The sequence below is a fragment of the Gemmatimonadaceae bacterium genome (genome assembly GCA_019637355.1).
Classification (GTDB): Bacteria; Gemmatimonadota; Gemmatimonadetes; order Gemmatimonadales; family Gemmatimonadaceae; genus Pseudogemmatithrix.
The window spans coordinates 2,216,818-2,242,175 of sequence record JAHBVT010000001.1; the positions used below are offsets into that span (position 1 = coordinate 2,216,818).

Here is a 25,358-nt window from a genome sequence, read left to right on the forward strand (position 1 = left end):
GGTTACTCCTCGGTGCCGAAGGGAGACGAAATGCCCTGGTGCCCGCCTTCAGCGTGCGAATCCATCGTCACGTGGATGCCCAGCGCCTGCAGTTCCTTCACGAGCACGTTGAACGACTCCGGCGTGCCCGGCTCCGGCAAGTTCTGGCCCTTCACGATCGCCTCGTACACGCGCGAACGGCCGTTCACGTCGTCCGACTTGACCGTCAGGATCTCCTGCAGGGTGTGCGCCGCGCCGTAGGCCTCCAGCGCCCACACTTCCATCTCGCCGAAGCGCTGGCCGCCGAACTGCGCCTTGCCCGCCAGCGGCTGCTGCGTGACCAGCGAGTAGGGGCCGATCGAGCGCGCGTGGATCTTGTCGTCCACGAGGTGGCTCAGCTTCAGCATATAGACCTGGCCCACCGTCACCGGGTTGGCGAAGGTCTCGCCCGTGCGGCCGTCGCGCAGGCGGATCTTCCCGCCTGGCATCATTCCGCCCACGGTCATCAGCTCGCGGGCCGCCGCGTCCAGGTCGGCCTCGCTCTTCTTGCCCAGCATCGCCGACAGCGCCGGGCGACCCATCGCCTCGAGCAGCGCCGCGTCGTCCAGCTCGGCGCGCTTCTCGAGCTCCTTGATCGCCTTCTTCAGCTCCGCCTTCTGCGCCGCCGTCACGTCCTCGGCATCCAGCTGCGCCGTGTGGTGCGCCACCGCGTGCTGCGTGGCCACCCGCTCGCGCGCCGCCAGTTCCTTGGCCGCACCGGACAGGTACTCGAAGGCGCGCTGGTACGCGGCCTTCGCCGGCGCGCTCATCCCGCGCCCGTTCAGGTCGTTCAGCGTCGCGTCGTGCAGCAGCTCCACCTTGTCCGCCTCGGCCTGGCTCGGCCGCAGGTCGTCGAGGATGGACCGCAGCTCGTCGGCCGTAAAGCCCGGCGCCGGCGTCTCCAGCTCCAGCGCACCGCGCACCCACTCCAGGCCCGCCATCCGCAGGCAGAGCCCGATCTCGCGCTCGTTCGCGCCCTGGAACACCGGGGTCTTCGCGTAGAAGCCGAGGATCTTCGCCGCCCACCCGAGGTGGGTCTCGAGGATCTGCCCGACGTTCATTCGCGACGGCACGCCCAGCGGGTTGAGCACGATGTCCACCGGCGTCCCGTCCGGGAGGAACGGCATATCCTCTTCCGGCACGATGCGCGCCACGATGCCCTTGTTGCCGTGGCGGCCGGCCATCTTGTCGCCCACCGAGATCTTGCGCTTCTCGGCCAGGTACACCTTCACCAGCTGGATGACGCCCGGGGGCAGTTCATCCGGCTTGAGGATCTGGTCGATCCGCATCTCCGCCCGCTCCTCGATCTTCGACTTCACCTCGTCGGCGGCGTCGATGATGCGGCGGACCTCCTCGTTCACCTTCTTGCTCTCGACGCGGAAGGTCTTGAGGTCCAGCGTCGCCAGGCGCAGGCCCGCGAGCAACTCCTCGGTCAGCGTCGTGCCCGCCGGGATGGCCTCCTCGACCGTCCCGCTCTGCAGCGCCAACGCCACCTTCTGGCCCACCAGCAGGGCCTTGATCTCCTCGTCGCGCACGTCGTTCACGCGCACCTTCTCCTCGCCCTCGAGGCGGCGCACGTCGCCGATCCGCTCACCGCGGTCCTTCTCGACCACCTGGTCTTCCACGCGCGAGAAGATCTTCACGTCGATCACCACGCCCTCGACGCCCGGGGGCACCTTGAGCGAGCTGTCCTTCACGTCCTTGGCCTTCTCGCCGAAGATCGCCGTCAGCAGCTTCTCTTCCGGCGACAGCTCGGTCTCGCCCTTCGGCGTGATCTTGCCGACCAGGATGTCACCCGGGCGCACGTGCGCACCGATGCGCACGATGCCGCGCTCGTCGAGGTCCACCAGGGACTCCTCCGAGACGTTCGGGATCTCGCGCGTGATCTCTTCCTGGCCGCGCTTCGTGTCGCGCACGTGGAGTTCGTGCTCCTGGATGTGGATCGACGAATACACGTCGTCCTTCACCAGGCGCTCCGAGAGCACGATGGCGTCTTCGAAGTTGTGGCCGTACCACGGCATAAACGCCACCGTCACGTTCGAGCCCAGCGCGAGCTGGCCGAACTGCGTCCCGGCGCCGTCGGCGAGCACCTCGCCCGCCTTCACCTTCTGGCCGGCCTTCACCAGCGGACGCTGGTTCAGCGCCGTGTCCTGGTTCGTCCGGCGGTACTTGCGGAGCTTGTAGCGGTCCTGCGCCGCGAGCCGCTGCAACGGCGCCTCGCCGTCCTTGCCCTTGGCGCCGGCGTCCACGATGATCTCGTCCGCCGTCACGCGCGTCACCGTGCCGGCGCGCTTGGCGATCACCGTCGCGCCCGAGTCCACGGCCACCTTCTCCTCCAGCCCGGTGCCCACCAGCGGCGTCTGCGGGTTGAGGAGCGGCACCGCCTGGCGCTGCATATTCGAACCCATCAGCGCGCGGTTCGCGTCGTCGTGCTCGAGGAACGGAATCAGCGCCGCGGCGATCGAGACCAACTGCTCGGGCGCCACGTCCATATAGTCCACGCGGCTGGCCGGCAGCAGCGGCACGTCGGCCTGCTGGCGGCAGAGCACCAACTCTTCCGCGAATGTCCCGTCCTCGTTCAGGCGCGCGTTGGCCTGCGCGATGACGGCGTCTTCCTCGCGGTTCGCGTCCAGCCAGGCGATCTCCTTCGTCACCTTGCCGTTCTTCACCACGATGTACGGCGTCTCCACGAAGCCGAGGTCGTTGACCCGTGCGAAGCAGGCCAGCGACGTGATCAGGCCGATGTTCGGCCCTTCCGGCGTCTCGATGGGGCACATCCGCCCGTACTGCGAGTAGTGCACGTCGCGGACCTCGAAGCCCGCGCGCTCGCGCGTCAGGCCGCCCGGTCCGAGCGCCGACAGGCGGCGCTTGTGCGTCAGCTCGGCCAGCGGGTTCGTCTGGTCCATAAACTGCGAGAGCTGCGACGAGCCGAAGAACGCCTGGATCACCGCCGAGACGGTGCGCGCGTTCACGAGGTCGTCCAGCGAGATCTTCTCGCTGTCCTGGTTGATGCTCATCCGTTCCTTGACCAGGCGCGCCATACGCGACAGGCCCACGGAGAACTGGTTGGCGATGAGCTCGCCCACCGAGCGGATGCGGCGGTTGCCGAGGTGGTCGATGTCGTCGACGTAGCCGCGGCCCTGGTGCAACTCGACCAGGTAGCGGATGATGGCCACGAAGTCCTCGGTCGAGAGGACGGTGTGGCTCATCGGCGTGTTCAAGTGCAGGCGCTGGTTGATCTTGTAGCGCCCCACGCGGCCGAGGTCGTAGCGCTTCGGCGAGAAGAACAGCCGCTCGAGCGCCTGCTTCGCCGTCTCCTTGTTCGGGGCGTCGCCCGGACGGAGCAGCGAGTAGATCTGCTTGAGCGCCTCGTCTTCCGACTTGGTCGGGTCCTTGGCCAGCGTGTTGCGGATCAGCGTGCTCTCGGCGCGGCCCGAGGCCACGAAGCAGGAGACCTTCTGCAGCTCGAGCTTCCGGAGCTTCTTGACCATCGTCACGTTCAGCGACTGGCCCGGCTCGGCGACGACTTCGCCGGTGGCCGGATCCACGACCTCGAGCGCGATCGTGCGCGCCGACGTGCGGTCGCCGCGCTCGAAGGCGTCGAGCTCCTCGCGCAGGTCCACCTGCTGGTACGAAGCGAACACCTGCACCTTGTCGATCTTCTGGCGGCGCAGGCGGTTGAACACCTCTTCCGTGAGCTCGTCGCCCTGCTTGACGAGCAGCACGTTCTCGGCGCGCTCGCGCTCGGCGCGGGCCTTCTTCGTCTTCGCCTTCGGGGCGTCCTCGGGGGTCGCCTCGCCGGCCAGCTCGATGTCCTGCGCGATGATCGCACCGATCACCTCGCGGTCACGGCCTTCCTTGCGCTTCGTGATGTCCAGCTCGCGCACGCCGAAGAACAGGCGGTAGATGTCGGCGTTCGACCCGTAGCCGAAGGCGCGCAACAGCGCCGTCGCCGGGAACTTCTTCTTCTTGTCGATGTGGACGAAGACCACGTCGTGGATGTCCACGGTGAACTCCACCCAGGAGCCGCGGAAGGGGATGATCCGCGACGAGATCAGGCGCTGGCCGTTGGGGTGCGTGCTCTCCTCGAACACCACGCCCGGCGACCGGTGCAGCTGCGAGACGATCACGCGCTCGGCGCCGTTGATCACGAAGGTGCCCAGCGGCGTGAGCAGGGGCAGCTCGCCGAGGTAGACCTCCTTCTCGATCTGGTTCTTGAGGCGCTTCTTCCCGTCGACCGGGTTCTCCTCATAGACCGTCAGCACCAGCGTCGCCTTCAGCGGTGCCGAGTAGGTCATATCGCGCTCGATGCACTCCTCGACCGAGTACTTGGGCTCGCCGAGCGTGTAGCGCTTGAAGTCCAGCGAGAAGTTCTCGTGGACGTCCGTGATGGGGAAGAGATCCTTGAAGACGCGCTCGAGTCCGACGTCTTCGCGGTCGTGCTTCGCGGCGTCGAGCTGGAGGAGCGACTGGAAGGCCTGCGTCTGGATGTCGAGGAGATGGGGCATACCCATCCCGGTCTCGAGCTTTCCGAAGGAGATCTGCGTGATCATATCGACCCGGGCTGTGCCCGTGAACAGGCGAAAACCGCCTCGCCCCCACCCGGCGGCGCCGAGGGGAGGGAGGCGAAAGGAGCTTCAGATGTGGAGCGGGGACTTCGTGGGGTGCATCGCAAGGCCGAGTAAGAGGGAGTGAGTTGCGACCGGGAGCACGGTGACCCGTGCCCCGGCCGGTAACCCATCCGCCTTACTTGACCTCGACGACCGCGCCCTCGGCCTCGAGCTTGGCCTTGACCGCGGCCGCCTCGTCCTTCGAGACGCCGGCCTTCAGGGTCTGCGGCGCGCCGTCCACCATATCCTTGGCCTCCTTGAGGCCGAGGCCGGTGAGCTCGCGCACCACCTTGATGACCTGGATCTTCTTGCCACCGGCATCCTTGAGGACGACGTCGAACTCCGTCTTCTCCTCGGCGGCGGCGGCGCCACCACCCGCGCCACCCGCCGGCGCGCCAGCGGCGACGGCAGCGATGGTCACGTTGAACTTGGTCTTGAACGCCTCGATCAGGTCGGTGAGCTCGATGACCGACATATTGCCGATCGCCTCGAGGATCTCGTCCTTGGAAAGGGTCGCGTTAGCCATTTGAGTCATTCTCCAAAAGTGTCCCCCAGGGAATCCTGGGGCGTGTGTGATCAGGCAGACGCCTGGGGGATTAGTTCGAACCTTCGAGCTGCGTCTTCTTCGCCTCGAGGGCGAGGGCGAACATCGAGAGCACGCTGTTGAACGTGCCAACGAGGATCGACAGCGCCTCTTCGCGGGTCGGCATCGAGGCGAGCTTCTTCACCGTCGCCTCGTCTACGGCCTTGCCGTCCCAGAGCCCGCCCTTGATGGACGGCTTCGAGTCGTTTTCCTTCGCGAAGTCGGCGAGGAGCTTGGCCGCGGCGATGGCATCCTTCGCCACCACGACGCCCGTGGGCCCCTTGAGCGTCTGGCCGGTGAGGCCAGCCTCGTTCACCGCGCGCAGCGCGAGGGTGTTCTTGATGACCACGTACTCCACGCCGGCCTTGCGGAAGCGGCGGCGGAGGGTCGTCATCGACTTCACGTTGAGACCGGTGAAGTCCGTGTAATAGACCGCAGCGGCGCCCTCGAGCTTGCCCTTCAGCTCGGCGACGAGCTGGTCCTTGTCGGATCGCTTCATCGTGGGTTACCGGTACGGGGTGGTGTCGATTCGCAGGCCGGGCCCCATCGTGGAGCTCACGGCGACGGTCTTGACGTACACGCCCTTCGACGCGGCGGGCTTGGACCGGATGATCTGGTCCATAAACGCGCCGAAGTTCTGCTCGAGGGCCTCGAGCCCGAACGAGACCTTGCCGATCGCGGCCTGGACATTGCCAGCCTTGTCGACGCGGAACTCGATCTTGCCCGCCTTCGTCTCCTTGACTGCCTGGGCCACATTGAACGTGACCGTGCCCGCCTTCGGGTTCGGCATCAGGCCGCGGGGACCGAGCACGCGACCCAGCTGGCCGACCTGGCCCATCTGGTCCGGCGTGGCGATCATCACGTCGAAGTCCGTCCAGCCATCCTTGATCTTCTGGATGAACTCCGTGCCGACGAAGTCGGCGCCGGCGGCCTCGGCTTCCTTCGCCTTGTCGCCGACGGCGATGACGAGGACGCGGACCGACTTACCCGTGCCGGCGGGGAGCACCACCGTGCCACGGACCACCTGGTCCGCGTGGCGGGGATCCACACCGAGGCGCACCGCGATCTCGACCGTCTCGTCGAACTTGGCGAACGCCGCGTTCTTGACGGCCTCGAGGGCGGCCTTCGGGGTGTGCAGCGTGCCGGCGGCGATCTTCTCGGCCGCGGCGCGGTACTTCTTGCCGTGCGTCTTCATCCCTTCACCTCCACGCCCATCGACCGCGCGGCGCCGGCGATCATCGCCATCGCGCCCTCGAGCGAATCGGTGTTGAGGTCGGGCATCTTGAGTTCGGCGATCTTCCGGACCTGCGCCTGCGTGATCGCGCCGACCTTGTTGCGGTTCGGCTGACCCGAGCCCTTCTCGATACCAGCTTCCTTCTTCACGAGGAACGCCGCGGGCGGCGTCTTCAGGATGAAGGTGAAGGACTTGTCGGCATAGATGGTGATCTCGACCGGCAGGATCGCATCCTGGCCCTGCGTCTTGGAGTTGAACTCCTTGCAGAATGCCATGATGTTGATGCCCTGCGGACCGAGAGCCGTACCGACCGGCGGGGCCGGATTCGCCTTGCCTGCAGGGATCTGCAGTTTGACGAAACCGGTGACCTTCTTGGCCATCTCTCCCTCTGGGAAAACGTGAAGCGTGCCCGGGCGCCGTCCTCACGGGACGGGCTGGCGATGCACGCTGACTCCCACGTTGTTGTTTAGAGACGGTGTGGTGATCCGTCTGTGCGCTCCTCGATGGCGACTGTGACCTCAGCCATCTGCCCCGCGCAGGGGCATCTACAAGACTTCGGACGGATGACGGAGGACGGATGCACACGGAGCGGTATAGCCTCCGTCATCCGTCATCCGTCCCGACTCAGTGTCCCTTCAGCTGCAAATAGTCGAGCTCCACCGAAGTGGGCCGCCCGAACAAACTCACGCTGACCCTGACCTTCCCCTTATCCGCCATCACGTCCTCGACCGTTCCGTTGAAATCCGTGAACGGGCCGTCCGTGATCGCCACCGCCTGGCCGACGAGGAACGGAATCTCCTCCTTCGGAGCGGCCACTTCCTCTTCCACCGCGATGCCCAGCAGGCGCTTCACTTCGTCGTCCCGCAGCGCCTGCGGTTCGCGGTCCTTGGAGCCGACGAACTTGATCACGCCCTGGATGGCGTTGATCGTGTGCAGCGTCTCCTCGCTGATCGCCATCTCCACGAGCACGTAGCCCGGGTAGACCTTGCGATCGACCGTCACCTTCTTGCCGTTCTTGATCTCGACCACCTGCTCGGTCGGGACCAGCGCCTGCCGGATGCGCCGTTCGTCGGGCGCCGCCGGATCCGCGTCGATCTTCCGCTGGATCAGCGTGCGCACCTTGTTCTCGTGGCCAGAGGTCGTCTGGACGGCGTACCAGCGATGGGTCACGGTCAAGCTCCGAAGAGTGCCGGAATCCCGCGCACCAGCACCGCCTGCAGCACGAGGTCGAGCAGCCAGATCACCGCGCCGATGAACAGCGAGAGCCCGATCACGCCGATCGAGAGCTGCTGCACCTGCGGGCGCTCCGGCCACGTGACCTTGCGCATCTCCGTCACCACTTCGTTCCAGAAGTTGGCGACGCGCGCCGGCAGCGACGGCTGGGCCTGCACGACCTCGCCGGCCACTTACTTCGTCTCCTTGTGGAGCATGTGCTTGTTGCAGCGCGGGCAGTACTTCTTCCACTCGACGCGCTCCGGGTGCAGGCGCTTGTTCTTCGTGGTGAAGTAGTTGCGGTTCTTGCACTCACTGCACGCGAGGATGATCTTGTCGCGCGGCATAAGTCACTCACTGGTCAGGCGTTCACCGGCGCCCCCGCAGGGACGCGACAGGCCACCCAACGCCCGGACTTGGGCGCTTGGCGGCGAGCCTTGAAACGTAGACGGGATAGCGAATCGTTGCAAGTCCCGCCTCCGGGCCAGTTTGCGCGCCCGCCAAAGCCCTGCCCCGCAAACCCTCTTGCGCTCCGGCCTGTCAAACCTATACATAGTTCTGACTAGTATAGGAGCCCCTATGACCGACCTGACCGCCGGACTGCTCGCGGGCACGCTGGACCTGCTCATCCTCAAGACCCTCTCCTTCGGCGCACTGCACGGCTACGGGATCGCCCAGAACATCAGGCGCTTCTCCGGCGACGCCCTGCGCGTCGAGGAGGGCTCGCTGTACCCGGCGCTCCAGCGGATGCAGGTCAAGGGCTGGGTGCGCTCCCAACTGCAACGCACCCCGACCGGACGCACGGGCCGCTACTACGAGCTCACCGACGACGGCCGCACACAGCTCGGCCACGAGTCCGAGAGCTTCCTGCGCTCGGCTGCGGCCACGACGCGCGTGCTGCGGAGCACGGCAGGATGACCCTGCGCGAACTCATAGGCAGGCTCGCGGCCTGGCGACGCCGTGAGGAACTCGACCGCGAGCTGACGGACGAGCTGCAGGAGCACCTCACGCTACTCGAGGAGGAGTATGAGCGCGAAGGGCTCTCCCCCGCCGAGGCCCGCGCGGCCGCGCACCGACGCCTCGGCCACCTCGCCAGCACCCGCGCCGAGAGCCGTGACGCCTGGGGCTTTCCGGCTCTGGAGCGTCGGCTGCAGGACTTACGCTACGCCCTGCGCGGGCTGCGCCGCAGCCCCGGCTTCACCGTGGCGGCCATCCTCACGCTGGCACTCGGCATCGGGGCCAACGCCGCGATGTTCGCCGTGCTGGACCGCGTGATGTTCCGGCCGTATCCGCTGCTGCGCGACCCCTCCACGGTGAACCGCGTCTACCTACAGACGACCTTCCAGGGACGCCGCAGCACCAACACGGTGTTCCCGTATACGCGCTTCGCCGACCTGCAGCGTGAGACGCAGTCGTTCTCGCACTACGCCGCCGTCTCCGAATGGCGCTTCGCCGTCGGCCGGGGCGACGACACCCGCGTGCGCAAGGTCGCCGGCGTCAGTGCCGCGTTCTTCGGCTTCTTCGACGCGGCACCCGTGCACGGCCGCTACTTCACCGCCAGCGAAGACGCCCTCCCGCTTGGCACCACCGTCGCGGTGATCAGCGCCGCATTCTGGCGCCGCGAATTCGGCGGCGACGACGTCGTCGGTCGCCAGCTCAAGGTCGGCTCCCTCGACTACCGCATCGTCGGCGTGGCGCCGGCGGACTTCGTCGGAACCGTCAGTGGCGAACCGCCGGAGGTGTTCGTCCCCATCACCACGATCGCGGCGAACCTCGGCCCCTACTCGCGCGACACCTATTGGCTGGACTACCGATGGGACTGGGTGGAGATGCTCGTGCGCCGCAAGCCCGGCGTCAGCGTCGAAGCCGCCAACGCCGACCTCACGCAGGCCTACGTGCGCAGCCGCGCCCAGGCGCGCGAGCTGAACCCGCGCGTGATGGCCGACTCCCTGGTGCAGCCGCGTGGACTGGCGGGGCCGGTCAAGACGGCGGCCGGACCCGAACGGGGCGACGACGCCACCGTGTTGCTCTGGGTCTCTGGAGTGGCCATCGTCGTGCTGCTCATCGCCTGCGCCAGCGTCGCAAATCTGATGGTCGCGCGGCTGCTGCAGCGGCGGCGCGAGGTCAGCATCCGACTCGCCCTGGGCGTCTCTCGCCGACGGCTGCTGGCGCAGTTCATTGCTGAGAGCCTGCTGCTCTCCGCGTTGGGTTTGGCTGCCGGGCTGGTCTTCGCGCAGTGGAGTGGCACGCTCATCCGGGCGCTGCTGCTGCCGGAGGGCTCGGCGTTCAACCTCGCGCAGGACGCACGCACCTTCGCGGTGGGCATCGCGCTGGTGCTGCTCACCACGCTGCTGACAGCGCTTGGGCCGATGGTCATCGCCGGCCGCGGCGAACTGGGCGCGATGCTCCGAGGCGGTGGCCGCGACGGGGCGGCGCGGCGCTCGCGCGTGCGCAGCGCCTTGCTGGTCTTCCAGGTGGCGCTCTCGGTGGTGCTGCTCATCGGGGCGGGGTTGTTCGTGCGCAGTTTCGGCGCGGCACGCGCACTGCCCTTGGGCTACGATGCCGGGCCGGTGGTGGAGGCCGTGCTCGATGCGCGCGGCGAATCGCTGGGCGACGAGCAGCAGGCCCAGCTCCAGCGCCAGATGCTCGAGGCGGCGGAGGCGATCCCCGGCGTGGAAGCCGCCACGACGATGAACACCCGCCTCTTCCGCAGCAACACTGCGGACCTCTGGGTACCCGGCGTGGACTCGGTGGCCAGCCTCGGCCGCTTCAACTTCCAGCTCGGGTCACCGTCGTACTTCCAGGTGATGCGGATCGCCATCATCCGCGGACGCGGCTTCGACGCGTCGGACCGCCAAGGGTCCGTGCGAGTCGCGATCGTCAGCGAAGCGATGGCCGAGCGGCTCTGGCCCGACCGCGAGGCGCTGGGCCAGTGCCTCCACGTGAGCCTCGGCGACGGCGGCCCGGCCATCGGCGCGCCCTGCACCACCGTCGTAGGGATCGCAGGCAACACGCGGCAGCAGGCGCTGGTCGACGACGATCCGATGCTGACGTACTACCTGGTGGCCGAGCAGTTCGCGCCGGGGGCGTTGCTACCGATCGCCCTCAGGCTGCGGACATCGGACCCCACCGCACACGTCGAGCGCATCCGGGCCGCGCTCACCCGCGCGATGCCTGGCGACGGACTCGCGGTCGTGCGCCCGATGCAGGAGATGGTGGACAACCAGAGTTCGGCCTGGCGGCTCGGGGCCACGCTGTTCACGATGTTCGGCGGCCTCGCGCTGCTGGTAGCGTCGGTGGGCCTCTACGGCGTAATCAGCTACGACGTCACCACCCGCGCACACGAGCTTGGCCTGCGCCGTGCACTCGGCGCGCAGGCCGGCGACGTGCTGCGCCTGGTGGTGGGGCAAGGACTGCGGGTGACGGCGCTCGGCGTCATCGTCGGGGCACTGCTGGCGCTGGGCGCCTCGCGCTGGGTGGAGCCGCTGCTGTTCCGGGTGCGGGCCACCGACCCCGTCACCTATGCGGCCGTACTCGGCACGATGTTGGCGGTGGCGCTCGTCGCGAGCCTCGTGCCCGCCCGCCGCGCGCTGGGCGCCGACCCGATGCAGGCCCTGCGCGGCGAATGACCTCGCCGGTGTTGCCCCGCAAGCACGCGACCGGGATTGAACCGGTGACCTCATCCTTACCAAGGATGTGCTCTACCAACTGAGCTACGCGTGCGACCTTTTCCTCTTCCGTCTTTGCTTCTCCAACACAGAGCGGGAGACGGGGCTCGAACCCGCGACATCAAGCTTGGAAGGCTTGCGCTCTACCAGCTGAGCTACTCCCGCATCTCTACTCTTCCGTCTTCCGTCTTTGCTGCTCGAAATATGGTGGGAGAAGGATTCGAACCTTCGAAGGCATAAGCCGGCAGATTTACAGTCTGCTCCCGTTGGCCACTTGGGTATCCCACCTCGATTCCGCGGCGCCACCGAAAGCCCTGCCAGAGCTGACGGCGAGGATCGAACTCGCGACCGCCCGATTACAAATCGGGTGCTCTACCAGCTGAGCTACGTCAGCGAACCCTGCATCCAGAGCGCAGAACTGAAGGATAAGGACGGAAGCCCCAAGACGGAAGGCACGACTCGCCTCACCATTTCCGACCTCCGGCCGGCATCGTTGGTCACGTGAGGAGCTTCCACCGCGTCCCCTGCGGTCCGTCCTCGATCACGATGCCCTTGGCCTCGAGCGCCTCGCGGATGGCGTCCGCCGCGGCGAAGTCCCGGCGACCGCGCGCTTCCTTCCGCGCCTGCAACTGCCGCTCCACCCACTCCGCCAGCTCGGCGTCGGCCGCCGCCGCCTCCGGCACCAGGTCGAGGACGCGGTCCACCATCGCGAACACGTCGCGCGCGCGGCGCAGCGCCGCCACGTCGCTGCCGCCGGCGTCGAGCTCCTTGTTGGCCGCACGGATGAACTCGAACAGCGCCGCCATCGCCTCGGGCGCGTTGAGGTCCTCGAACAGCGCCGTGCGCACCGCCGTCTCGAGACGGTCGGCCGCGTCCTCCAGCCCGCGCGTGCCGCCCTTGGCCCGCTGCAGGCGCTCGGCGAAGTCGCCGATGCGGCGCACGGCTTCCATCGAGCCCTCCAGCGCCTCGCCGCTCAGGTTGAGCTGCTTGCGGTAGTGCGTGCTGAACACGAAGTGGCGCACCGCCGCCCCGCCGATGCCCGCCTCGCGCAGGCCCTCGACGTTCTGCACGTTGCCCACCCGCTTGGCCATCTTCGCGCCCTCGGTGAGCAGGAACTCGCCGTGGCACCAGCAGCGTGCGAACTCCTTGCCCGTCGCCGCCTCGCTCTGCGCGATCTCGTCCTCGTGATGCGGGAACACGAGGTCGATGCCGCCGCAGTGCAGGTCCAGCGTGTCGCCAAGGATGCTCATCGCCATCGCCGAGCACTCGAGGTGCCAGCCCGGACGCCCGCGGCCCCAAGGCGAATCCCAGGCCGCGGCGCAGGCTTCGTCCTCCGGCTTGGCGGCCTTCCACAGCGCGAAGTCCTGCGCGTTCTCCTTGGAGTAGTCGTCCTGCGCCACGCGCGCGCCGGTCTGGATCTCGCGAGTGTCCAGCCGCGAGAGCCGCCCGTAGCCCGGGAACTTCGCGATCGCGAAGTACACCGACTTGTCCTCGGCCACGTAGGCGACGCCGTTGGCGATCAGGCGCTCCACCAAGGCGATCATCTGCGGGATGTAGGCCGTCGCCCGCGGATAGTGCTCGGCGTCCTCGATGCGCAGGTACTTCCGGTCCTCGTGGAAGATCGCGACGATTGGGTCCGTCACCTCGCCGATCGTCTTTCCCTGCTCCGACGCGCGCACGATGATCTTGTCGTCCACGTCGGTCAGGTTCATCACCTGCTCCACCTTCCAGCCGCGCAGGCGGATCGTGCGCCGCAACAGGTCCTCGAAGAGGAAGGTGCGGAAGTTGCCGAGGTGCGCCGGGTTGTAGACCGTCGGACCGCAGGTATAGAGGCGCACGGTCTCGCCATCCGCCGGAGCGAAAGCTTCGACCGCGCGGGTCATCGTATTGAAGAGACGGAACTCCGGCATCCGCGAAAGCTACCGGGACGTGTCGGGGGGCGGCAACGGCGCAGCCTCCCGCAGCGCGTCGCGCGGCAGTGCCTCCTCCGCCACGCGCGACGCCCGCACCGCGACGCCGGCATCCCGGCACAGCGCGAGCACCGACTCCGGCGACGTGCCTGGCACCAGCGGCACGCGCAGCCGCCGGCCGCGCCGAGCCACGCTCGGCAGCCGCGGCAAGAGGCGCCACATCGCGTCGTCCGGACTCGGTACGAGCAGTTCCAGCACGTTGCGCCGAGGACGCGCCAAGCCATCCGCGCGGCCCTGCACCAAGCGCAGCACCTTGTCGGCCGTGCCCTGCCCGCCGCAGGCCTCGCCGTCGCGACCGGCGATGATCACCGCCACGCCGCCCGCGGCGATGGATTGCAGCAGCGCGATGCCCACCGCGCGATCCGCCGGCCCGAGAAAGGCGAAGGGCTCATCGCAGCAGATCAGCTGCGGCCGCGCAAGCAGCGCCTGCGCGACCACCACGCGCAGTTGATCCAGCGCGCCGAGTGATCCCAGGCGCACGCGCGACATTCCCACGAGCCCCACGCGATGCATCAGCGGCAGGAACCGCGTCGGCGCCGGAATCGGATCCTCGCCAAGTGCGAGCACGTCGGCGTGAAAGGCCAGCGCCTGCCGCACCGTGAGGAAGTGGTACTCCCAGGGCCGTGCGCGCACGATCTGCGGACGCAGCGGGCGATGGTCCAGTTCGCCCTGCCATCGCACCGTGCCGCCAGTAGGGCGCGCCACGCCCGCGGCGAGCATCAGCAGCGTGCTCTTGCCGGCGCCGCCGGCGCCGGTCACGGCCATCAGTTGGCCGGCGTGCAGGCGTAGCGAAACCTGCGAGAGCGCGAGGACATCGGTGGTGGTGCCGAGCACGCCCGCGCGCCAGCGGCGCGTGACGTGGCGAAACTCGAGGAGTGGTGTCGGTCGCATAGGCGGCACGGTAGCGCGCGTTGCGCGATGCGCCGCCATCCTCGTCGCGCCGACTGCGGCAATTGCCTGCGCCGACGCAACGACGCCCGTCGCGGCCAGCGCGACGGGCGTCGTAGTTCTTCGTGAGCCTCGCCTACTTCTTCTCGTCGATCTCGGCGTCCACCGTCTCGCCGGCGCCGATCCGCTTGGCCGGCGCGCTGGAGCCAGGCGGCAACAGCCCCATCTTCTGCTTGAGCGCCAGCAACTGCTGGTCCGCGCTGGCCGAGCCGGCCTGCTTCTCCAGCCGCTTGAAGTCGCCAGCGAGGCGGTCGCCGCTGAACTCCTCCTCGATCTCGGTACTGGCCTTCAACATCCGCTCGTTCTGGCCGATCTTCTCTTCCATCCGCGCGAAGGCCTCGAAGGCGCTCTTCTCGGACATCGACGACATCGTCTCCGAGATCTTCTGCTGCGCCTGCGCCCGGCGCTGCCGCGCGAGCAGGAGGTTCTTCTTGCGCTTGGCTTCCTGGATCTTGTCGTTCAGGTCGCGCAGTGAGTTCTTGAGCTTCTCCGTCTCCATCACGTGCGCCTGCCAGGTGGCCTCGAGCGTGGCGGCGTGCTCGTAGTGCTCCTGCTGGCGCATCAGGGCCTGCTTCGCGAGGTCGTCGCGGCCCTCCTTGACGGCCAGCATCGCCTTGGCTTCCCAGTCCTGGCTCTGCTTGTACTCGGCCTCGAACTGGTCCTTGAGGCGCTTCTCGTCGGCGATGGCGGCGGCCACCTGCTGCTTGGCGCGGGCCAGCTGGTTCTGCATATCCACGACGATCTGGTCGAGCATCTTCTCCGGATTCTCGGCGCGCGAGATCAGGTCGTTGATGTTCGACTTCAGGAGCGTGGCGAGTCGGTCGAAGAGTCCCATCGTCAGCGGGCCTCGCGGTAGGTGGCGAGCTCGCGGAGATGGCCGGCGAGCGACAGCGTGATGCTCTCGTACGAGGCGAGGAACTCCTCGTAGTCGAGGTGGGCGAGTTCGAGGGCCTCGGTCAGCACGACCTCGTTGCCCTGGATGCCGTAGGAGCCGTGGAGCAGGTCGGTGGCGTTGAGCTCGAGGAGCCGGCGGCAGAGCTTGTCCGCCTGCCCGTTCTTCGGGAGCTCCATCACCTTCACCCGCAGCACGACGACCGGCGGCGAGTGATGGACGACCACGGTAAGGTCGAGGGCACCGCCCGGGTGGACCTTCCAGAGACCGGGTTCGATCTCTTCGTAAGAGGCGCCCTCGCCGGCAAGGCGGCCGAGGAAGCCGTCGATCTGTTCGGGCGTGACCATTCAGGGTCCCCAGGGTAGCGGTTCACCCCCGGTACGCGCGGGGTGTGTCGGAAAGTTTCACCCTTTATCGCGAGTTCGGTAGGGTGGTGTCTCGCGTTTCGTCTCCCGGCGGGGGCACGGGGCGATGGAGTGAGGAAGATTCGGAACACTGGGGAAAGCGGGGAACGGCTTGGGAGACGATCGTGACGCCGCCCGTACCACTGCCTCCCAGTCGTTCAGTACAGCCAGACCACCAGTGCACCGCAGCCGTCAAAGTCCGTAAACTGCGGCGGCGCCAACGTCGCCCGGTACATCTCGAGGCGCACTGCCATCTGCACCAGCCCGCGCACCTCGTCCGACGTCGTGGTGTTGCCCCAGTCGCGACCGTTCACGAAAAGCCGCGGCCTGCAGAAGCCGAAGGGGCCTCGGAAGAAGAGGTCGCCCCAGTTGCCCGGTGAAGGCTGTGTGGCGCGGACCCAGCCCGGCGAGAGCGAGGCGATGGCATTCGGTGTGACTTGCGGGAACTTCCGCAGGTCGGCCTCCCCAATGAAGACGCCGCTCTGCGTGCTGCGCCGATACTCGTATTCCAGTTCCTCGCGCGTCAGTGCGTTGGCGCGCACCACGACGGTGTCGAGCACAGTGGGCACGGGCTGGAGGACGATGTCGCCAATGTCCGTGCGTGATTCGGTGGCGCGGACTTCGTGCAGTGCGGGGAGAAAGCCGAGCACGCGCACGGCGAGCTGTCGGCTTCCGCGTTCAATCTCCAATTCGAAGCGCCCCGCCGAGTCAGTCCGGACGGTGCCGGACGTCGCGGCCGAGGCGATGACCTCCGCACGCGGCACCGGTGCACCGCTTCCGTTGACGATGCGCCCGACGAGCCGCACGCTTTGGGCGGGATCACTCAGCATCAGGTCGTACGCGTAGACGGCGGGATCCACCGCCAGGAGGATCGCTCCACTGCGGCGGCCATCGGGATGTCGGCCGTGGACCACGACCTCGGCGCCCGCGAGCATTCCGCAGAGCGCGAATCGACCGTCCGACCCCACGGTGTCCGCCGAGATGTACTCCTCCGCCTGCACCGGTCCGCCACCGACGACGGTCTCCGACCAGCGTGCCACGACGATGGCACCGGCAAGCGATTGCCCGCGCGCATCGCGCACCTCGCCGACGACGAGGCCGCGGTCGGCATCCATCTCACCACCGCAGCGCGTGCGAGCGAGCGCGACGCGCGAGCCGGTGACGAGGGCAATATCGGTCGTGCGACCGCTGCGAACGTCGACGGCGACCGTGGGCGGCGCGACACCCACGGAGTCGAGCCAGAGCGCGGGGTAGCTGACGCGGTAAGTGCCCTCTGGCACGCCCGAGAAGACAAAGCGACCACGCTGGTCCGTGGTCGCACGACGATTGCCGGGACTCAGCACGACTTCGGCACCCTCGAGCGGTCCGAAGCTGCGCAGGGAATCTCGGAGGATACCGCGAACGGTGCCTTGGGCGTGAGCCTCGCTCGCCAAGAGTAGCGCGAGGGACGCTGCGAGAACTCGACCGGTCATAGTGGCGATGGAGTGATGTGAGTGCCGGGAAGACGGAAGCGGGTTGGGGGACGACCCTCGACGTCGACCCCACGGTCTCGCGTGTCCGTCAAGACTTCTACCAGCGTCCGCCGGTACACCAATCTCCCGTTGTTCAGAACGTCCAGATCACGACCGACCCGCAGCCGGCGAAGTCGTTGAACTCCGGCGGCGCATTGTTGGCGGTGTAGAACTCCACCCGCTTGGCGACGCGCAGGAAGTTGTTCTCCTCGTCCACCGCGATGTCGCGGAAGTTGGCGCCATCAATGAAGAACTGCGGACGGCAGAACTCCGAACCGCGGCGCATCAGCAGGGTCGGCCCTTGGCGCGTCTGCTGCACCGCCACGCGCGGGTTGTAGGTCGCGATGGTCTGCGCGCTCACGAGGCCGAGCCGCCTGAGCTGTTCGTCGTCGACGAACACGCCAAGCCCCCGCTCCTTGCGCGCCTCGAACTGCAGTTGCGAGGCGGTCATCGCTTGGCCGGTCACGGTCACGGTGGCAAGCTCGCGCGGCGCGTCCTGCAGCGTCACGACGTCGAGGTCCAACTGGGTTTCGAGCGGGTCGACGGCGCGGAGCATCGGCGTGTAGCCGAGCGCACGTACCATCAGCTGGCTCGAGCGTCGCGGCAGGGCGGGCAGCACGAAGCGGCCGGACTCGTCGCTGCGCACGCTTTGTGCCGTATCGCCGATGATGAGCACGGCCGCGCCGCTGATGGGCGCGCCGGCGGCATTGAGCACGCGGCCGGTCACGCTCGCGGTGATTCCGGCGGGCGCCACGACGATGTCGCGTCGGTGCAGCGGCGACTCGGCCTCCACGAGCAACTCGCCGCTCGAGCCGCCGGCTCCGATGGCGCGCAATGTGAACTCGGACCCCACCGGGACACCGCAGAGCGCGTACGAGCCCGACGCCGAGGCACTGTCCGCCGCCGCCATCGTGCCCTGCGCCACTTCCCTGCCCTGCACGATGGTCTCGACCCAACGCGCGAAGACGCCGGTCCCGACGGCAGGCATCCCGTCGGGGTCGCGAATCTCACCGATCAGGATGCCCTGCTCGGCGCCGAGCACATCGCCACAGACGGCGCGCTGAATGGTGGCGTTGGAAGGCGTCGCCAGCACCACGGTCTCGGTGCGGCGGCCGCGCACGGTGACCTGGCGCTGGATGGCCGGGAGGCCAAGCGAGTCCAGCCACGGCGCCCAATAGGCGACCACATAGTCGCCGGCCGGAACGTCCGTAAACTCAAACGCACCCCCGCGCGCCGTCACGGCCTTCTTGCTGGCTCCCATCAACACGACGTCCGCTCCCACGACCGGGCCACCGGTGCGAAGCGAGTCGACCAGTGTGCCGCGGATGCTGCCCTGCGCGACGAGCGGCGCGGTGGACACGAGGAGTGCTGCGAGGACGGCGGCGGTGCGTCGAATCAAGCGCATCGTGGCTCCAGTGGCGGGGCGCGAAGCTTCTGCGGACGGGGCTCGGTGTAAGACACCAGTCCGTGGCAGAACGTTTCCAATCTGCGCCGAGTGCCAGCGGGCCGCGGGAATGACCTAAGCCCGCTTGATCTGGGTGAGCCGTTCCTTGGCGAGCCGGCGCCCGGTGGGTGTGGCGGCCAGACCGCCGCCGGCAGTCTCGCGGTACCGCACGTCCATCTCGCGCCCAATCTCGCCCATCGTATCTATGACCTCGTCGGCGGGGATGGCGAACTCGATGCCCGCGAGCGCCATCTCGATGGCCGCCAACGCGATAGCGGAGCCGGTCGCGTTGCGGAACACACAGGGCAGTTCGACCAAGCCGCCGAGCGGATCACAGACGAGCCCCAGAGTGCCCTGCTGCGCGAGCGCGACCGCACTGCCGACTTGCCGCGGCGAGCCGCCGAGCATCTCGGTGGCAGCTCCGGCAGCCATCCCCGCTGCCGCGCCAGTCTCCGCCTGGCAGCCGCCCTCGGCCCCGGACAGCGAAGCCCGGTGCGCCACGACGGCGCCGATCAGCCCGGCCGTCGCGAGCGCATCCACCAACTGCGCGTCGCTGATGCCGTGCTTGTCCGCGAGCCCGAGGAGCACGCCCGGAAGCACGCCAGCTCCGCCGGCCGTCGGCGCGGCGACGATGACGCCCATCGCCGCGTTGACCTCCTGCACCGCCAGCGCGCGCATCAGCACGTCGCGGAATACCGTACCGGCCAGCGGCCCCGCTGGTCCGTTGCGGAGCTTGGCGGCATCCCCGCCGACAAGTCCGCTGGCCGAGCGCATATCGCCGGTGAGTCCTTGCTCGACGGCGTGGCGCATCACGGCGAGTGCGCGACCCAGCGCCTCGCGGATGTCCTCCACGCTGCGGCCTTGGTCGCGGGCTTCGATCTCGAGCGCGCAGCGGGCGAGCGAGCGCCCCTGCCGTTCGGCGTCGGCAATGGCGTCGGCGAGCGAGGTGTACATCAGCCGCCGACCTTGTCGATGCGGTGCGTCCAGCGCACCCAGGGCAGCGCCTTGATGGCTGCACCGACGGGATCGTCCGGGCGCTCGTCGAGCTCGATCACCATAAACGCGTCGCCGCCGCGATGCTTTCGCGAGAGGCGCAGCGTGGCGATGTTCACGCCGGCGTCGCTGAGCAGCGAGGCGATGCGCGCGATGCTGCCCTTCACGTCCTCGGCGACAAGCACGATCGTGTGGTGCGAGCCGTCGACTTCCACCGGATAGCCGTCGATCTGCGAGACGCGGATGCGGCCGGCGCCGAGCGAAGCACCGAGCATCACGTGATGGCGGTGTTCGCGCGTGACCGTGATGCGCACGGTGTTGGGGTGCACCTCGGGTTCATCGCCAAGCGTGGTCTTCTCGAAGCGCCAGTCGAGGCCTTCCTTCTCCATAATGGAAAGCGCGTCGCGGAGGCGTTCGTCGTCGGGGCGGAAGCCGAGCAATCCGCCGACGATGGCTTTGTCGGTGCCGTGGCCTTCACCGGTGCGGGCGAAGGAGCCGTGGAGCTCAATGAGCGCCTTGGTCGGCGTGCCGGCGACGAGATCGCGGGCCACGAGGCCGAGCCGGCAGGCGCCGGCCGTGTGGCTGGAACTGGGGCCGACCATCACGGGGCCGATGATGTCGAGGATGGAAACCATAACCGAAAGCTAGTGCCGGCGACGCGCGATGCGCCGTAGCTAGAGCGCGATCGGGTGCTGCGCCGCGCACGCTTCCCGGTCGTGCACGCTCAGTACTCCCGCTCGCCGCAGCACCAACGAAGCATCCAGCGTGAAGAGCTTCCAGCGCACGGTGGACGGCGCCGGCAGGCCGGTGGCACCAAGGTCGCGGATCGCGACATCGCCGGGCCACTTGGCGTGCGCCGAGGTCGTAATCATCGCGAGCACGAGGTGCCGTGTGGCGCCGTTGTAGCTATCTGACGAGCAGACCAGCGCCGGGCGTCGCTTGGACGCCAGGCGCTCGGTGAACGGGAACGGCACGACGACGACGTCGCCTGGCTTATAGGCCGGCATACGCCGCCTCGTCGTCGGGAGAGTCCCACTCCGGGGCGAGCGTCGCCTCGATGTCCCGTAGCTCGGCGAGATCCGGAAGCGCCTTGCGCAGCCGCACCTCACCCGACGGCTCGACGAGGAACTCGACGCGATCGCCGGCGGCGAGCGCGAGCGTCTCCCGCACGACCTTCGGGATGGTGGCCTGATACTTCACCGTCAGGGTCGACACCGGCATTTATCCTCCGTAATGCGTAATGGGTATTACGCATTACGGTAATGGTTTTGTGGGACAGAGTCAAGTGGGGTGGGCTCTGCGCGGGCACGATAGGCGGAGCGAGGCCGGAGGCGGCATCATTCCCTCGCGGCTTCAACACCGGCAATGCCCCCGCGCGTACACTTTAATGATGTGCCTCCCGGCTCCTGCGGCGCGTGCACAGCGTCGCGTATCCGAGAGTGCTAGCCGAGCAGGTGTTCGCAGTCCTTCCCGTTCCCGACCGCCGCGAACCCCGGGCGGTCACCACCGGAGTACGACGTGAAAGTGATTCGCTCCCTCGTTGGTGTTGGCCTGCTGATGGCAGGCGCACTCCACGCTCAGCAGACCTCGCGCACCGAGCCGGTCACGGCGCTGCGCGACAACAGTTCCGGCTTCCACGCTCTCGTCGGCGCACGCGTCGTCACCGCCCCGGGGCAGGTGCTGCAGAACGCGACAATCGTCATCCGCAACGGGCTGATCGTCTCGGTCGGGGCGAACGCGCAGGCGCCCGCGGGCGCCCGGGTCTGGGACCTGAAGGGTCAGACGGTCTATCCTGGCTTCATCGATGCCCACGCTGACCTTGGCGTCGGCGAAGTGCCTGAGGGCGGCGACGTGGGCCCGACGCACTGGAACCCGCAGGTGCGCGCCTGGTACAGCACCGCCTCCACCTTCCGCGATGACAGCACCCGCCGGCGCAGCCTGCGGTCGTTGGGCTTCGGGACGGCGCTGGCGGTGCCCAAGCAGGGCATCTTCCGCGGCAAGGCGTCGGTGGTGAACCTCAGCGACGCGGGCGTCCGCGAGCGCGTGCTGCGCGCGGACCTGGTGCAGTCGGTCGGCTTCCAGCGCTCCTTCACGCTCGGCGGCAGCTATCCGAACTCCGCGATGGGCACCATCGCGCTGATGAAGCAGACCTGGATGGATGCGGAGTGGTACATCCGCGCCTGGGCGGCCTACGAGCGCAGCGGGCGGGCGATCCTGCCGCCGGAGACCAGCGAAGCGCTCGCCGCGCTGCGCGGCAGCGTGCAAGGCCAGCAGCCCGTGCTGTTCCAGACGGGAAGCGAGGAGGAATACCTCCGCGCCCAGGCCATTGCGACCGAGTTCAAGCTCGTGCCGTGGTACCGCGGCAGCGGTGAGGAGTACCGACTCCTCGACGTGCTGCGCGGCCGCAGCCAACCGCTGATCATCCCGCTCAACTTCCCGGACGCGCCTGAGGTGGGCAGCCCGGAGTCGGCGCTGAACGTGTCGCTCGGCCAGCTGCGGCACTGGTATCTCGCGCCGACCAACGCGGCGCAGCTCGCCAGCGCCGGCGTGCCGTTCGCCATCACCACCGATGGTCTCTCGTCGCTCAACCAGTTCCTGCCGAACCTGCGCATCGCCGTCGCGCGCGGGCTCACGCCGGACCGGGCCTTGGCCGCGCTGACGACCGTGCCGGCCGGCTGGCTCGGCATCGAGCGCACGCACGGCACGATTACCGCCGGCAAGGTGGCGAACCTCGTCGTCACCGACGGCGACCTGTTCACTGAGGAGTCCAGCATTCGCGACGTGTGGGTGCAGGGCACGCGCTACGGCGTGACGCGCGCACCGCAGATCGACCCGCGCGGCACCTGGAACATCGTCACCGACGACGCGGCAGGATTCCCCGCGACGCTGCGCCTCGAGGGCCCGCTGAACCGCGTGCGCGGGAACATCGAGCTGCCCAACCGCCGCCCGATCAATCTCACCGCCGCGCGCATCATCGCGGAGACGGGCCGCATCGAAGCGACCTTCGACGGCGAGCCGCTCGGCTACCAAGGCACCATCCTCCTCACCGGCTCCGTGCGCGGTGAGGAGTTCTTCGGCTGGATGTCCCTGCCCAACGGCGCCGACCCGGCGTACCGCGGCACGCGGACCGAGACGGTAGAGGATGCCGCTCGCGGCACCGTCGCCTCCCGCGTCCCGCAACTGGAACTGCCTTGGCTGCGTCCGTCGATGGAGTACGGCCGCGCCACGCCGCCGGAGCAGCCGGCGAACCTGATCATCCGCAACGCCACCATCTGGACCCAGGGCCCGCAGGGGCGGCTCGAGAATGCCGACCTGCTCGTGCGCGCCGGCAAGGTCGTGCAGGTGGGCCAGCGCCTGACGGCGCCGCGCGGCGCCGTGGAGATCGACGCCACCGGCAAGCACGTGACGCCGGGCCTGATCGACCCGCACACGCACACCGGCGTCAGCTCCGTGAACGAGAGCGGCTTCGCGATCGTCCCGGAAGTCGATATGGGCGACGTACTGACGCACAACAACGTCTGGATGTACCGCCAGCTCGCCGGCGGCCTCACCACGCAGATGGTGAAGCACGGCTCGGCGAACCCGATCGGCGGCGAAAACGTGTTCGTGAAGAACCGCTGGGGCTCGCTGCCCGACCAGCTGCGCTTCGAGAACGCGCCGCGCACCGTGAAGTTCGCGCTCGGTGAGAACCCGAAGCGCAGCCCCAACCGCTACCCGAACACGCGGATGGGCGTGCAGGAGATCATCCGCGACCACTTCCTCGCTGCGCGAGACTACAAGGCGGAGTGGGATCGCTGGAACGCGGACCGCACCAAGGCCGGCATTCCGCCGCGCCGCGACCTGCGGATGGAGGCGCTGGTGGACATCCTCGAACAGCGCTTGCTGGTGTCTTCGCACGGCTACCGCGCCGACGAGTTCCTGGCGCTGGTGCGCCTGGCCGAGGAGTTCGGCTTCCGCGTGCAGACGCTGCAGCACGGCGTCGAGGCGTACAAGATCGCCACCGAGCTGCGGAACTCGAACGTCGCGGCCGTGGTGTGGAGCGACTGGGGCGCGTTCAAGCTCGAGTCGTATGATGCCACGAACTACAACGCGCGCCTGCTGATGGAAGCCGGCGTCGTGACGTCGCTGCACTCGGACGACGCCGAGATCTCCACGCGAATGAACTGGGAGGCCGGCAAGCTGCTGCGCTCGGGCGTGGACGAGGTCCAGGCGATGTCCACGGTCACGAACCAGGCGGCGCGTGCCATCGCCATCCAGGACCGCGTCGGCTCGCTGGAGGCCGGCAAGGACGCCGACTTCGTGATCTGGAACGGCAACCCGCTCTCGCAGTTCACGCGCGCGGAGCAGACCTGGGTGGACGGCCGCCGCTACTTCTCGCTCGAGGAAGACGCCCAGTTGCGGGCGGAAGTCGACCGCCAACGCAATTCGCTGATCCAGGCGGTCATCGCCGCCAGCTCGGAAGGCAACACCCCCAATCGTCCGGCGCGTGCGTCCGGTCAGGAGCGCCAGTAAGATGAATCCGATGCATCGTAGCATCCTCGGTGCCGTCGCCCTGCTTGCGGCGAGCGCCTCCGTGGCCGCGGCGCAGGTGCGGATGACGGTCCCGCCGCAGTCGCAGCCGGTCGTGCTGCGCGGGGCGACGATCCACACCGTGTCCAACGGCACGATCGAGAACGGCAGCATCGTCCTCGACCGCGGCGTCATCGTCGCCATCGGCCAGACCGTCGAGGTGCCCCGCGGCGCCCGCGTCGTGGACGTCACGGGCAAGCACATCTACCCCGGCCTCATCGATGCCTACAGCACCGTCGGCATCACGGAAATCGGCGCGGTGGACGTGTCGAACGACATCAACGAGATCGGCGACTTCAACCCGAACGTGCGCGCCGAGGTGGCGGTGAACGCGGAGAGCCGGCACATCGGCACGACGCGCTCGGCCGGCGTGCTCGTCGCAGTCACGACGCCCGGCGGCGGCGTGATCTCGGGTCTCTCCTCGGCGATGTCGCTCGAGGGCTGGACTTGGGAGGAGATGTCGCTGGAAGGCGCGGCCGCGCTGAACGTGAACTGGCCCGACCCGATCGCCCGTCCGCGTCGGTTCTTCGGCGGCCCCGGCGGCCCGAACGCCGGCGCCCGCCCGGCGCCGAAGACCTACGCCGAGCAGGTGCAGGAGATCCGCGACTTCTTCGCCGAGGCGCGTGCCTACCGCGACGCCAAGGCGGCCAACCAGCAGATGCGCACGGACTCGCGCTACGCGGCGATGATCCCGGCGCTCGACGGCAAGATTCCTGTCGTCATCTCGGCCGACGGCGTGGCGCAGATCAACGATGCCATCACGTGGGGCAAGCAGGAAGGCCTGCGCATCGTCATCCGTGGCGGGCGCGACGCCATCCACGTGGCCGACCGCCTGAAGGCGGAGAACGTGCCGGTGATCCTGACGTCTACGATGGCGGCCCCGAACCGTGACTACGAGGGCTACGACGGCGCGTACAGCACGCCGGCCCGCCTGCACGCGGCGGGTGTGAAGTTCGCCATCGCCGGCGGTGCCGGCGGCCTCTACAGCAACCGCCTGCCTTGGGAAGCCGGGGTCGCGGTGGCCTTCGGCCTGCCGGAGGAGGAGGCGCTGAAGTCGGTGACGATCAACGCCGCCGAGATGCTTGGCGTGAGCGATCGCGTGGGCTCGCTGGAAGTGGGCAAGCAGGCGACGCTGCTGATCACGACGGGTACGCCGCTGGATATGACGTCGAACATCGAGCAGGCGTACATCCAGGGTCGTGAGATCGATATGAACGACATCCAGAAGCACTTCTTCCAGAAGTACCTGGAGAAGATCAAGCAGCAGCAGGGGAACGTGGCGATGTAGTCGCTGTTTGGCCT

The 25,358-nt window shown here is 68.3% G+C and carries 23 protein-coding genes and 4 tRNA genes; 5 read left to right on the top strand and 22 right to left on the bottom strand.

Features of this window, described 5'->3' with window-relative positions:
* Nucleotides 1-2 precede the first annotated feature (2 nt).
* From rpoB to rpmG, 8 genes are all read right to left on the bottom strand, one after another.
* Nucleotides 3-4,571, bottom strand: a complete 4,569-nt coding sequence (rpoB, locus tag KF689_10170; protein ID MBX3133737.1) for a DNA-directed RNA polymerase subunit beta — start codon at nt 4,569-4,571, stop codon at nt 3-5.
* A gap of 193 nt (nt 4,572-4,764) precedes the next feature.
* Complete coding sequence (gene rplL / locus KF689_10175) at nt 4,765-5,154, bottom strand: 50S ribosomal protein L7/L12 (protein ID MBX3133738.1); 390 nt, start codon at nt 5,152-5,154, stop codon at nt 4,765-4,767.
* A gap of 70 nt (nt 5,155-5,224) precedes the next feature.
* Nucleotides 5,225-5,710, bottom strand: a complete 486-nt coding sequence (gene rplJ, locus KF689_10180) for a 50S ribosomal protein L10 (GenBank protein ID MBX3133739.1) — start codon at nt 5,708-5,710, stop codon at nt 5,225-5,227.
* Between the two features lie 6 nt (nt 5,711-5,716).
* Nucleotides 5,717-6,406, bottom strand: a complete 690-nt coding sequence (rplA, locus tag KF689_10185) for a 50S ribosomal protein L1 (GenBank protein ID MBX3133740.1) — start codon at nt 6,404-6,406, stop codon at nt 5,717-5,719.
* Nucleotides 6,403-6,825 carry a 50S ribosomal protein L11 gene (rplK, locus tag KF689_10190; protein MBX3133741.1) on the bottom strand — a complete coding sequence of 141 codons (423 nt, stop codon included), beginning with the start codon at nt 6,823-6,825 and terminating at the stop codon, nt 6,403-6,405. Before rplK ends, rplA begins: the two co-directional genes overlap by 4 nt.
* 244 nt (nt 6,826-7,069) lie before the next feature.
* On the bottom strand, nt 7,070-7,615 hold the full coding sequence (gene nusG, locus KF689_10195) for a transcription termination/antitermination factor NusG (GenBank protein ID MBX3133742.1): 546 nt from the start codon (nt 7,613-7,615) through the stop codon (nt 7,070-7,072).
* 2 nt (nt 7,616-7,617) lie between these two features.
* Nucleotides 7,618-7,851, bottom strand: coding sequence for a preprotein translocase subunit SecE (gene secE / locus KF689_10200; GenBank protein MBX3133743.1), 234 nt, complete (start codon nt 7,849-7,851; stop codon nt 7,618-7,620).
* Nucleotides 7,852-8,004, bottom strand: a complete 153-nt coding sequence (rpmG, locus tag KF689_10205) for a 50S ribosomal protein L33 (GenBank protein MBX3133744.1) — start codon at nt 8,002-8,004, stop codon at nt 7,852-7,854. It abuts the gene before it with no gap.
* 232 nt (nt 8,005-8,236) lie between these two features.
* On the opposite strand from rpmG, the gene KF689_10210 reads away from it, so the two are divergent.
* Entirely contained in the window at nt 8,237-8,575 is a 339-nt protein-coding gene (locus KF689_10210; protein MBX3133745.1) for a PadR family transcriptional regulator, read from the top strand.
* Complete coding sequence (locus KF689_10215; GenBank protein MBX3133746.1) at nt 8,572-11,286, top strand: ABC transporter permease; 2,715 nt, start codon at nt 8,572-8,574, stop codon at nt 11,284-11,286. The genes KF689_10210 and KF689_10215 overlap by 4 nt, the downstream gene beginning before the upstream one ends.
* Before the next feature lie 21 nt (nt 11,287-11,307).
* On the opposite strand, the gene KF689_10220 is transcribed toward KF689_10215, so the two are convergent.
* The 4 genes from KF689_10220 to KF689_10235 form a co-directional block, all read right to left on the bottom strand.
* Nucleotides 11,308-11,380, bottom strand: a tRNA-Thr gene (locus KF689_10220).
* A gap of 37 nt (nt 11,381-11,417) precedes the next feature.
* A tRNA-Gly gene (locus KF689_10225) sits at nt 11,418-11,490 on the bottom strand.
* 40 nt (nt 11,491-11,530) lie between these two features.
* A tRNA-Tyr gene (locus tag KF689_10230) sits at nt 11,531-11,613 on the bottom strand.
* Nucleotides 11,614-11,646: 33 nt separating this feature from the next.
* A tRNA-Thr gene (locus KF689_10235) sits at nt 11,647-11,719 on the bottom strand.
* Between KF689_10235 and KF689_10240 the strand changes: the two genes are divergently transcribed.
* On the top strand, nt 11,693-11,830 hold the full coding sequence (locus tag KF689_10240) for a hypothetical protein (GenBank protein MBX3133747.1): 138 nt from the start codon (nt 11,693-11,695) through the stop codon (nt 11,828-11,830). The two genes, KF689_10235 and KF689_10240, sit on opposite strands and share 27 nt — an antisense overlap.
* Here the strand turns inward: KF689_10240 and cysS are convergent.
* The 10 genes from cysS to KF689_10290 all read right to left on the bottom strand — a co-directional run bounded on the left by cysS (nt 11,823) and on the right by KF689_10290 (nt 20,708).
* The gene (cysS, locus tag KF689_10245; GenBank protein ID MBX3133748.1) at nt 11,823-13,235 is read right to left on the bottom strand and encodes a cysteine--tRNA ligase; all 1,413 of its coding nucleotides are present in this window, start codon (nt 13,233-13,235) and stop codon (nt 11,823-11,825) included. The genes KF689_10240 and cysS overlap by 8 nt on opposite strands.
* A 9-nt stretch (nt 13,236-13,244) precedes the next feature.
* Complete coding sequence (locus KF689_10250; protein MBX3133749.1) at nt 13,245-14,186, bottom strand: ATP-binding cassette domain-containing protein; 942 nt, start codon at nt 14,184-14,186, stop codon at nt 13,245-13,247.
* 133 nt (nt 14,187-14,319) lie between these two features.
* Nucleotides 14,320-15,078: a PspA/IM30 family protein gene (locus KF689_10255; protein ID MBX3133750.1), complete on the bottom strand. Its 759-nt coding sequence runs from the start codon at nt 15,076-15,078 to the stop codon at nt 14,320-14,322.
* Between the two features lie 2 nt (nt 15,079-15,080).
* A complete protein-coding gene (locus KF689_10260) occupies nt 15,081-15,482 on the bottom strand; it encodes a hypothetical protein (GenBank protein ID MBX3133751.1) in 402 nt (133 codons plus the stop codon).
* 215 nt (nt 15,483-15,697) lie between these two features.
* Nucleotides 15,698-17,011, bottom strand: a complete 1,314-nt coding sequence (locus KF689_10265) for a carboxypeptidase regulatory-like domain-containing protein (protein ID MBX3133752.1) — start codon at nt 17,009-17,011, stop codon at nt 15,698-15,700.
* A 133-nt stretch (nt 17,012-17,144) separates the two neighbouring features.
* A complete protein-coding gene (locus KF689_10270; protein ID MBX3133753.1) occupies nt 17,145-18,455 on the bottom strand; it encodes a carboxypeptidase regulatory-like domain-containing protein in 1,311 nt (436 codons plus the stop codon).
* A 114-nt stretch (nt 18,456-18,569) separates the two neighbouring features.
* The gene (gene sdaAA, locus KF689_10275; GenBank protein MBX3133754.1) at nt 18,570-19,448 is read right to left on the bottom strand and encodes an L-serine ammonia-lyase, iron-sulfur-dependent, subunit alpha; all 879 of its coding nucleotides are present in this window, start codon (nt 19,446-19,448) and stop codon (nt 18,570-18,572) included.
* Nucleotides 19,448-20,122: an L-serine ammonia-lyase, iron-sulfur-dependent subunit beta gene (sdaAB, locus tag KF689_10280; GenBank protein MBX3133755.1), complete on the bottom strand. Its 675-nt coding sequence runs from the start codon at nt 20,120-20,122 to the stop codon at nt 19,448-19,450. The genes sdaAA and sdaAB overlap by 1 nt, the downstream gene beginning before the upstream one ends.
* A gap of 39 nt (nt 20,123-20,161) precedes the next feature.
* Nucleotides 20,162-20,494, bottom strand: coding sequence for a type II toxin-antitoxin system PemK/MazF family toxin (locus KF689_10285; GenBank protein MBX3133756.1), 333 nt, complete (start codon nt 20,492-20,494; stop codon nt 20,162-20,164).
* Nucleotides 20,481-20,708, bottom strand: coding sequence for a type II toxin-antitoxin system PrlF family antitoxin (locus KF689_10290; protein MBX3133757.1), 228 nt, complete (start codon nt 20,706-20,708; stop codon nt 20,481-20,483). Before KF689_10290 ends, KF689_10285 begins: the two co-directional genes overlap by 14 nt.
* A 303-nt stretch (nt 20,709-21,011) precedes the next feature.
* Between KF689_10290 and KF689_10295 the strand changes: the two genes are divergently transcribed.
* A complete protein-coding gene (locus KF689_10295) occupies nt 21,012-23,999 on the top strand; it encodes an amidohydrolase family protein (GenBank protein MBX3133758.1) in 2,988 nt (995 codons plus the stop codon).
* Nucleotides 24,000-24,009: 10 nt separating this feature from the next.
* Entirely contained in the window at nt 24,010-25,344 is a 1,335-nt protein-coding gene (locus KF689_10300) for an amidohydrolase family protein (protein ID MBX3133759.1), read from the top strand.
* Nucleotides 25,345-25,358 lie beyond the last annotated feature (14 nt).

Bases quoted from the DNA above. Each gene is read 5' to 3' on its own strand.
- sdaAA (MBX3133754.1), bottom strand. From the start codon at position 19,448: ATGTACACCTCGCTCGCCGACGCCATTGCCGACGCCGAACGGCAGGGG.
- KF689_10300 (MBX3133759.1), top strand. From the start codon at position 24,010: ATGCATCGTAGCATCCTCGGTGCCGTCGCCCTGCTTGCGGCGAGCGCC.
- KF689_10285 (MBX3133756.1), bottom strand. From the start codon at position 20,494: ATGCCGGCCTATAAGCCAGGCGACGTCGTCGTCGTGCCGTTCCCGTTC.
- sdaAB (MBX3133755.1), bottom strand. From the start codon at position 20,122: ATGGTTTCCATCCTCGACATCATCGGCCCCGTGATGGTCGGCCCCAGT.
- rplK (MBX3133741.1), bottom strand. From the start codon at position 6,825: ATGGCCAAGAAGGTCACCGGTTTCGTCAAACTGCAGATCCCTGCAGGC.
- KF689_10210 (MBX3133745.1), top strand. From the start codon at position 8,237: ATGACCGACCTGACCGCCGGACTGCTCGCGGGCACGCTGGACCTGCTC.
- rplA (MBX3133740.1), bottom strand. From the start codon at position 6,406: ATGAAGACGCACGGCAAGAAGTACCGCGCCGCGGCCGAGAAGATCGCC.
- KF689_10265 (MBX3133752.1), bottom strand. From the start codon at position 17,011: ATGACCGGTCGAGTTCTCGCAGCGTCCCTCGCGCTACTCTTGGCGAGC.
- KF689_10250 (MBX3133749.1), bottom strand. From the start codon at position 14,186: ATGCGACCGACACCACTCCTCGAGTTTCGCCACGTCACGCGCCGCTGG.
- rplL (MBX3133738.1), bottom strand. From the start codon at position 5,154: ATGGCTAACGCGACCCTTTCCAAGGACGAGATCCTCGAGGCGATCGGC.
- rplJ (MBX3133739.1), bottom strand. From the start codon at position 5,710: ATGAAGCGATCCGACAAGGACCAGCTCGTCGCCGAGCTGAAGGGCAAG.
- KF689_10290 (MBX3133757.1), bottom strand. From the start codon at position 20,708: ATGCCGGTGTCGACCCTGACGGTGAAGTATCAGGCCACCATCCCGAAG.
- KF689_10255 (MBX3133750.1), bottom strand. From the start codon at position 15,078: ATGGGACTCTTCGACCGACTCGCCACGCTCCTGAAGTCGAACATCAAC.
- rpoB (MBX3133737.1), bottom strand. From the start codon at position 4,571: ATGATCACGCAGATCTCCTTCGGAAAGCTCGAGACCGGGATGGGTATG.
- rpmG (MBX3133744.1), bottom strand. From the start codon at position 8,004: ATGCCGCGCGACAAGATCATCCTCGCGTGCAGTGAGTGCAAGAACCGC.
- KF689_10270 (MBX3133753.1), bottom strand. From the start codon at position 18,455: ATGCGCTTGATTCGACGCACCGCCGCCGTCCTCGCAGCACTCCTCGTG.
- KF689_10215 (MBX3133746.1), top strand. From the start codon at position 8,572: ATGACCCTGCGCGAACTCATAGGCAGGCTCGCGGCCTGGCGACGCCGT.
- KF689_10260 (MBX3133751.1), bottom strand. From the start codon at position 15,482: ATGGTCACGCCCGAACAGATCGACGGCTTCCTCGGCCGCCTTGCCGGC.
- cysS (MBX3133748.1), bottom strand. From the start codon at position 13,235: ATGCCGGAGTTCCGTCTCTTCAATACGATGACCCGCGCGGTCGAAGCT.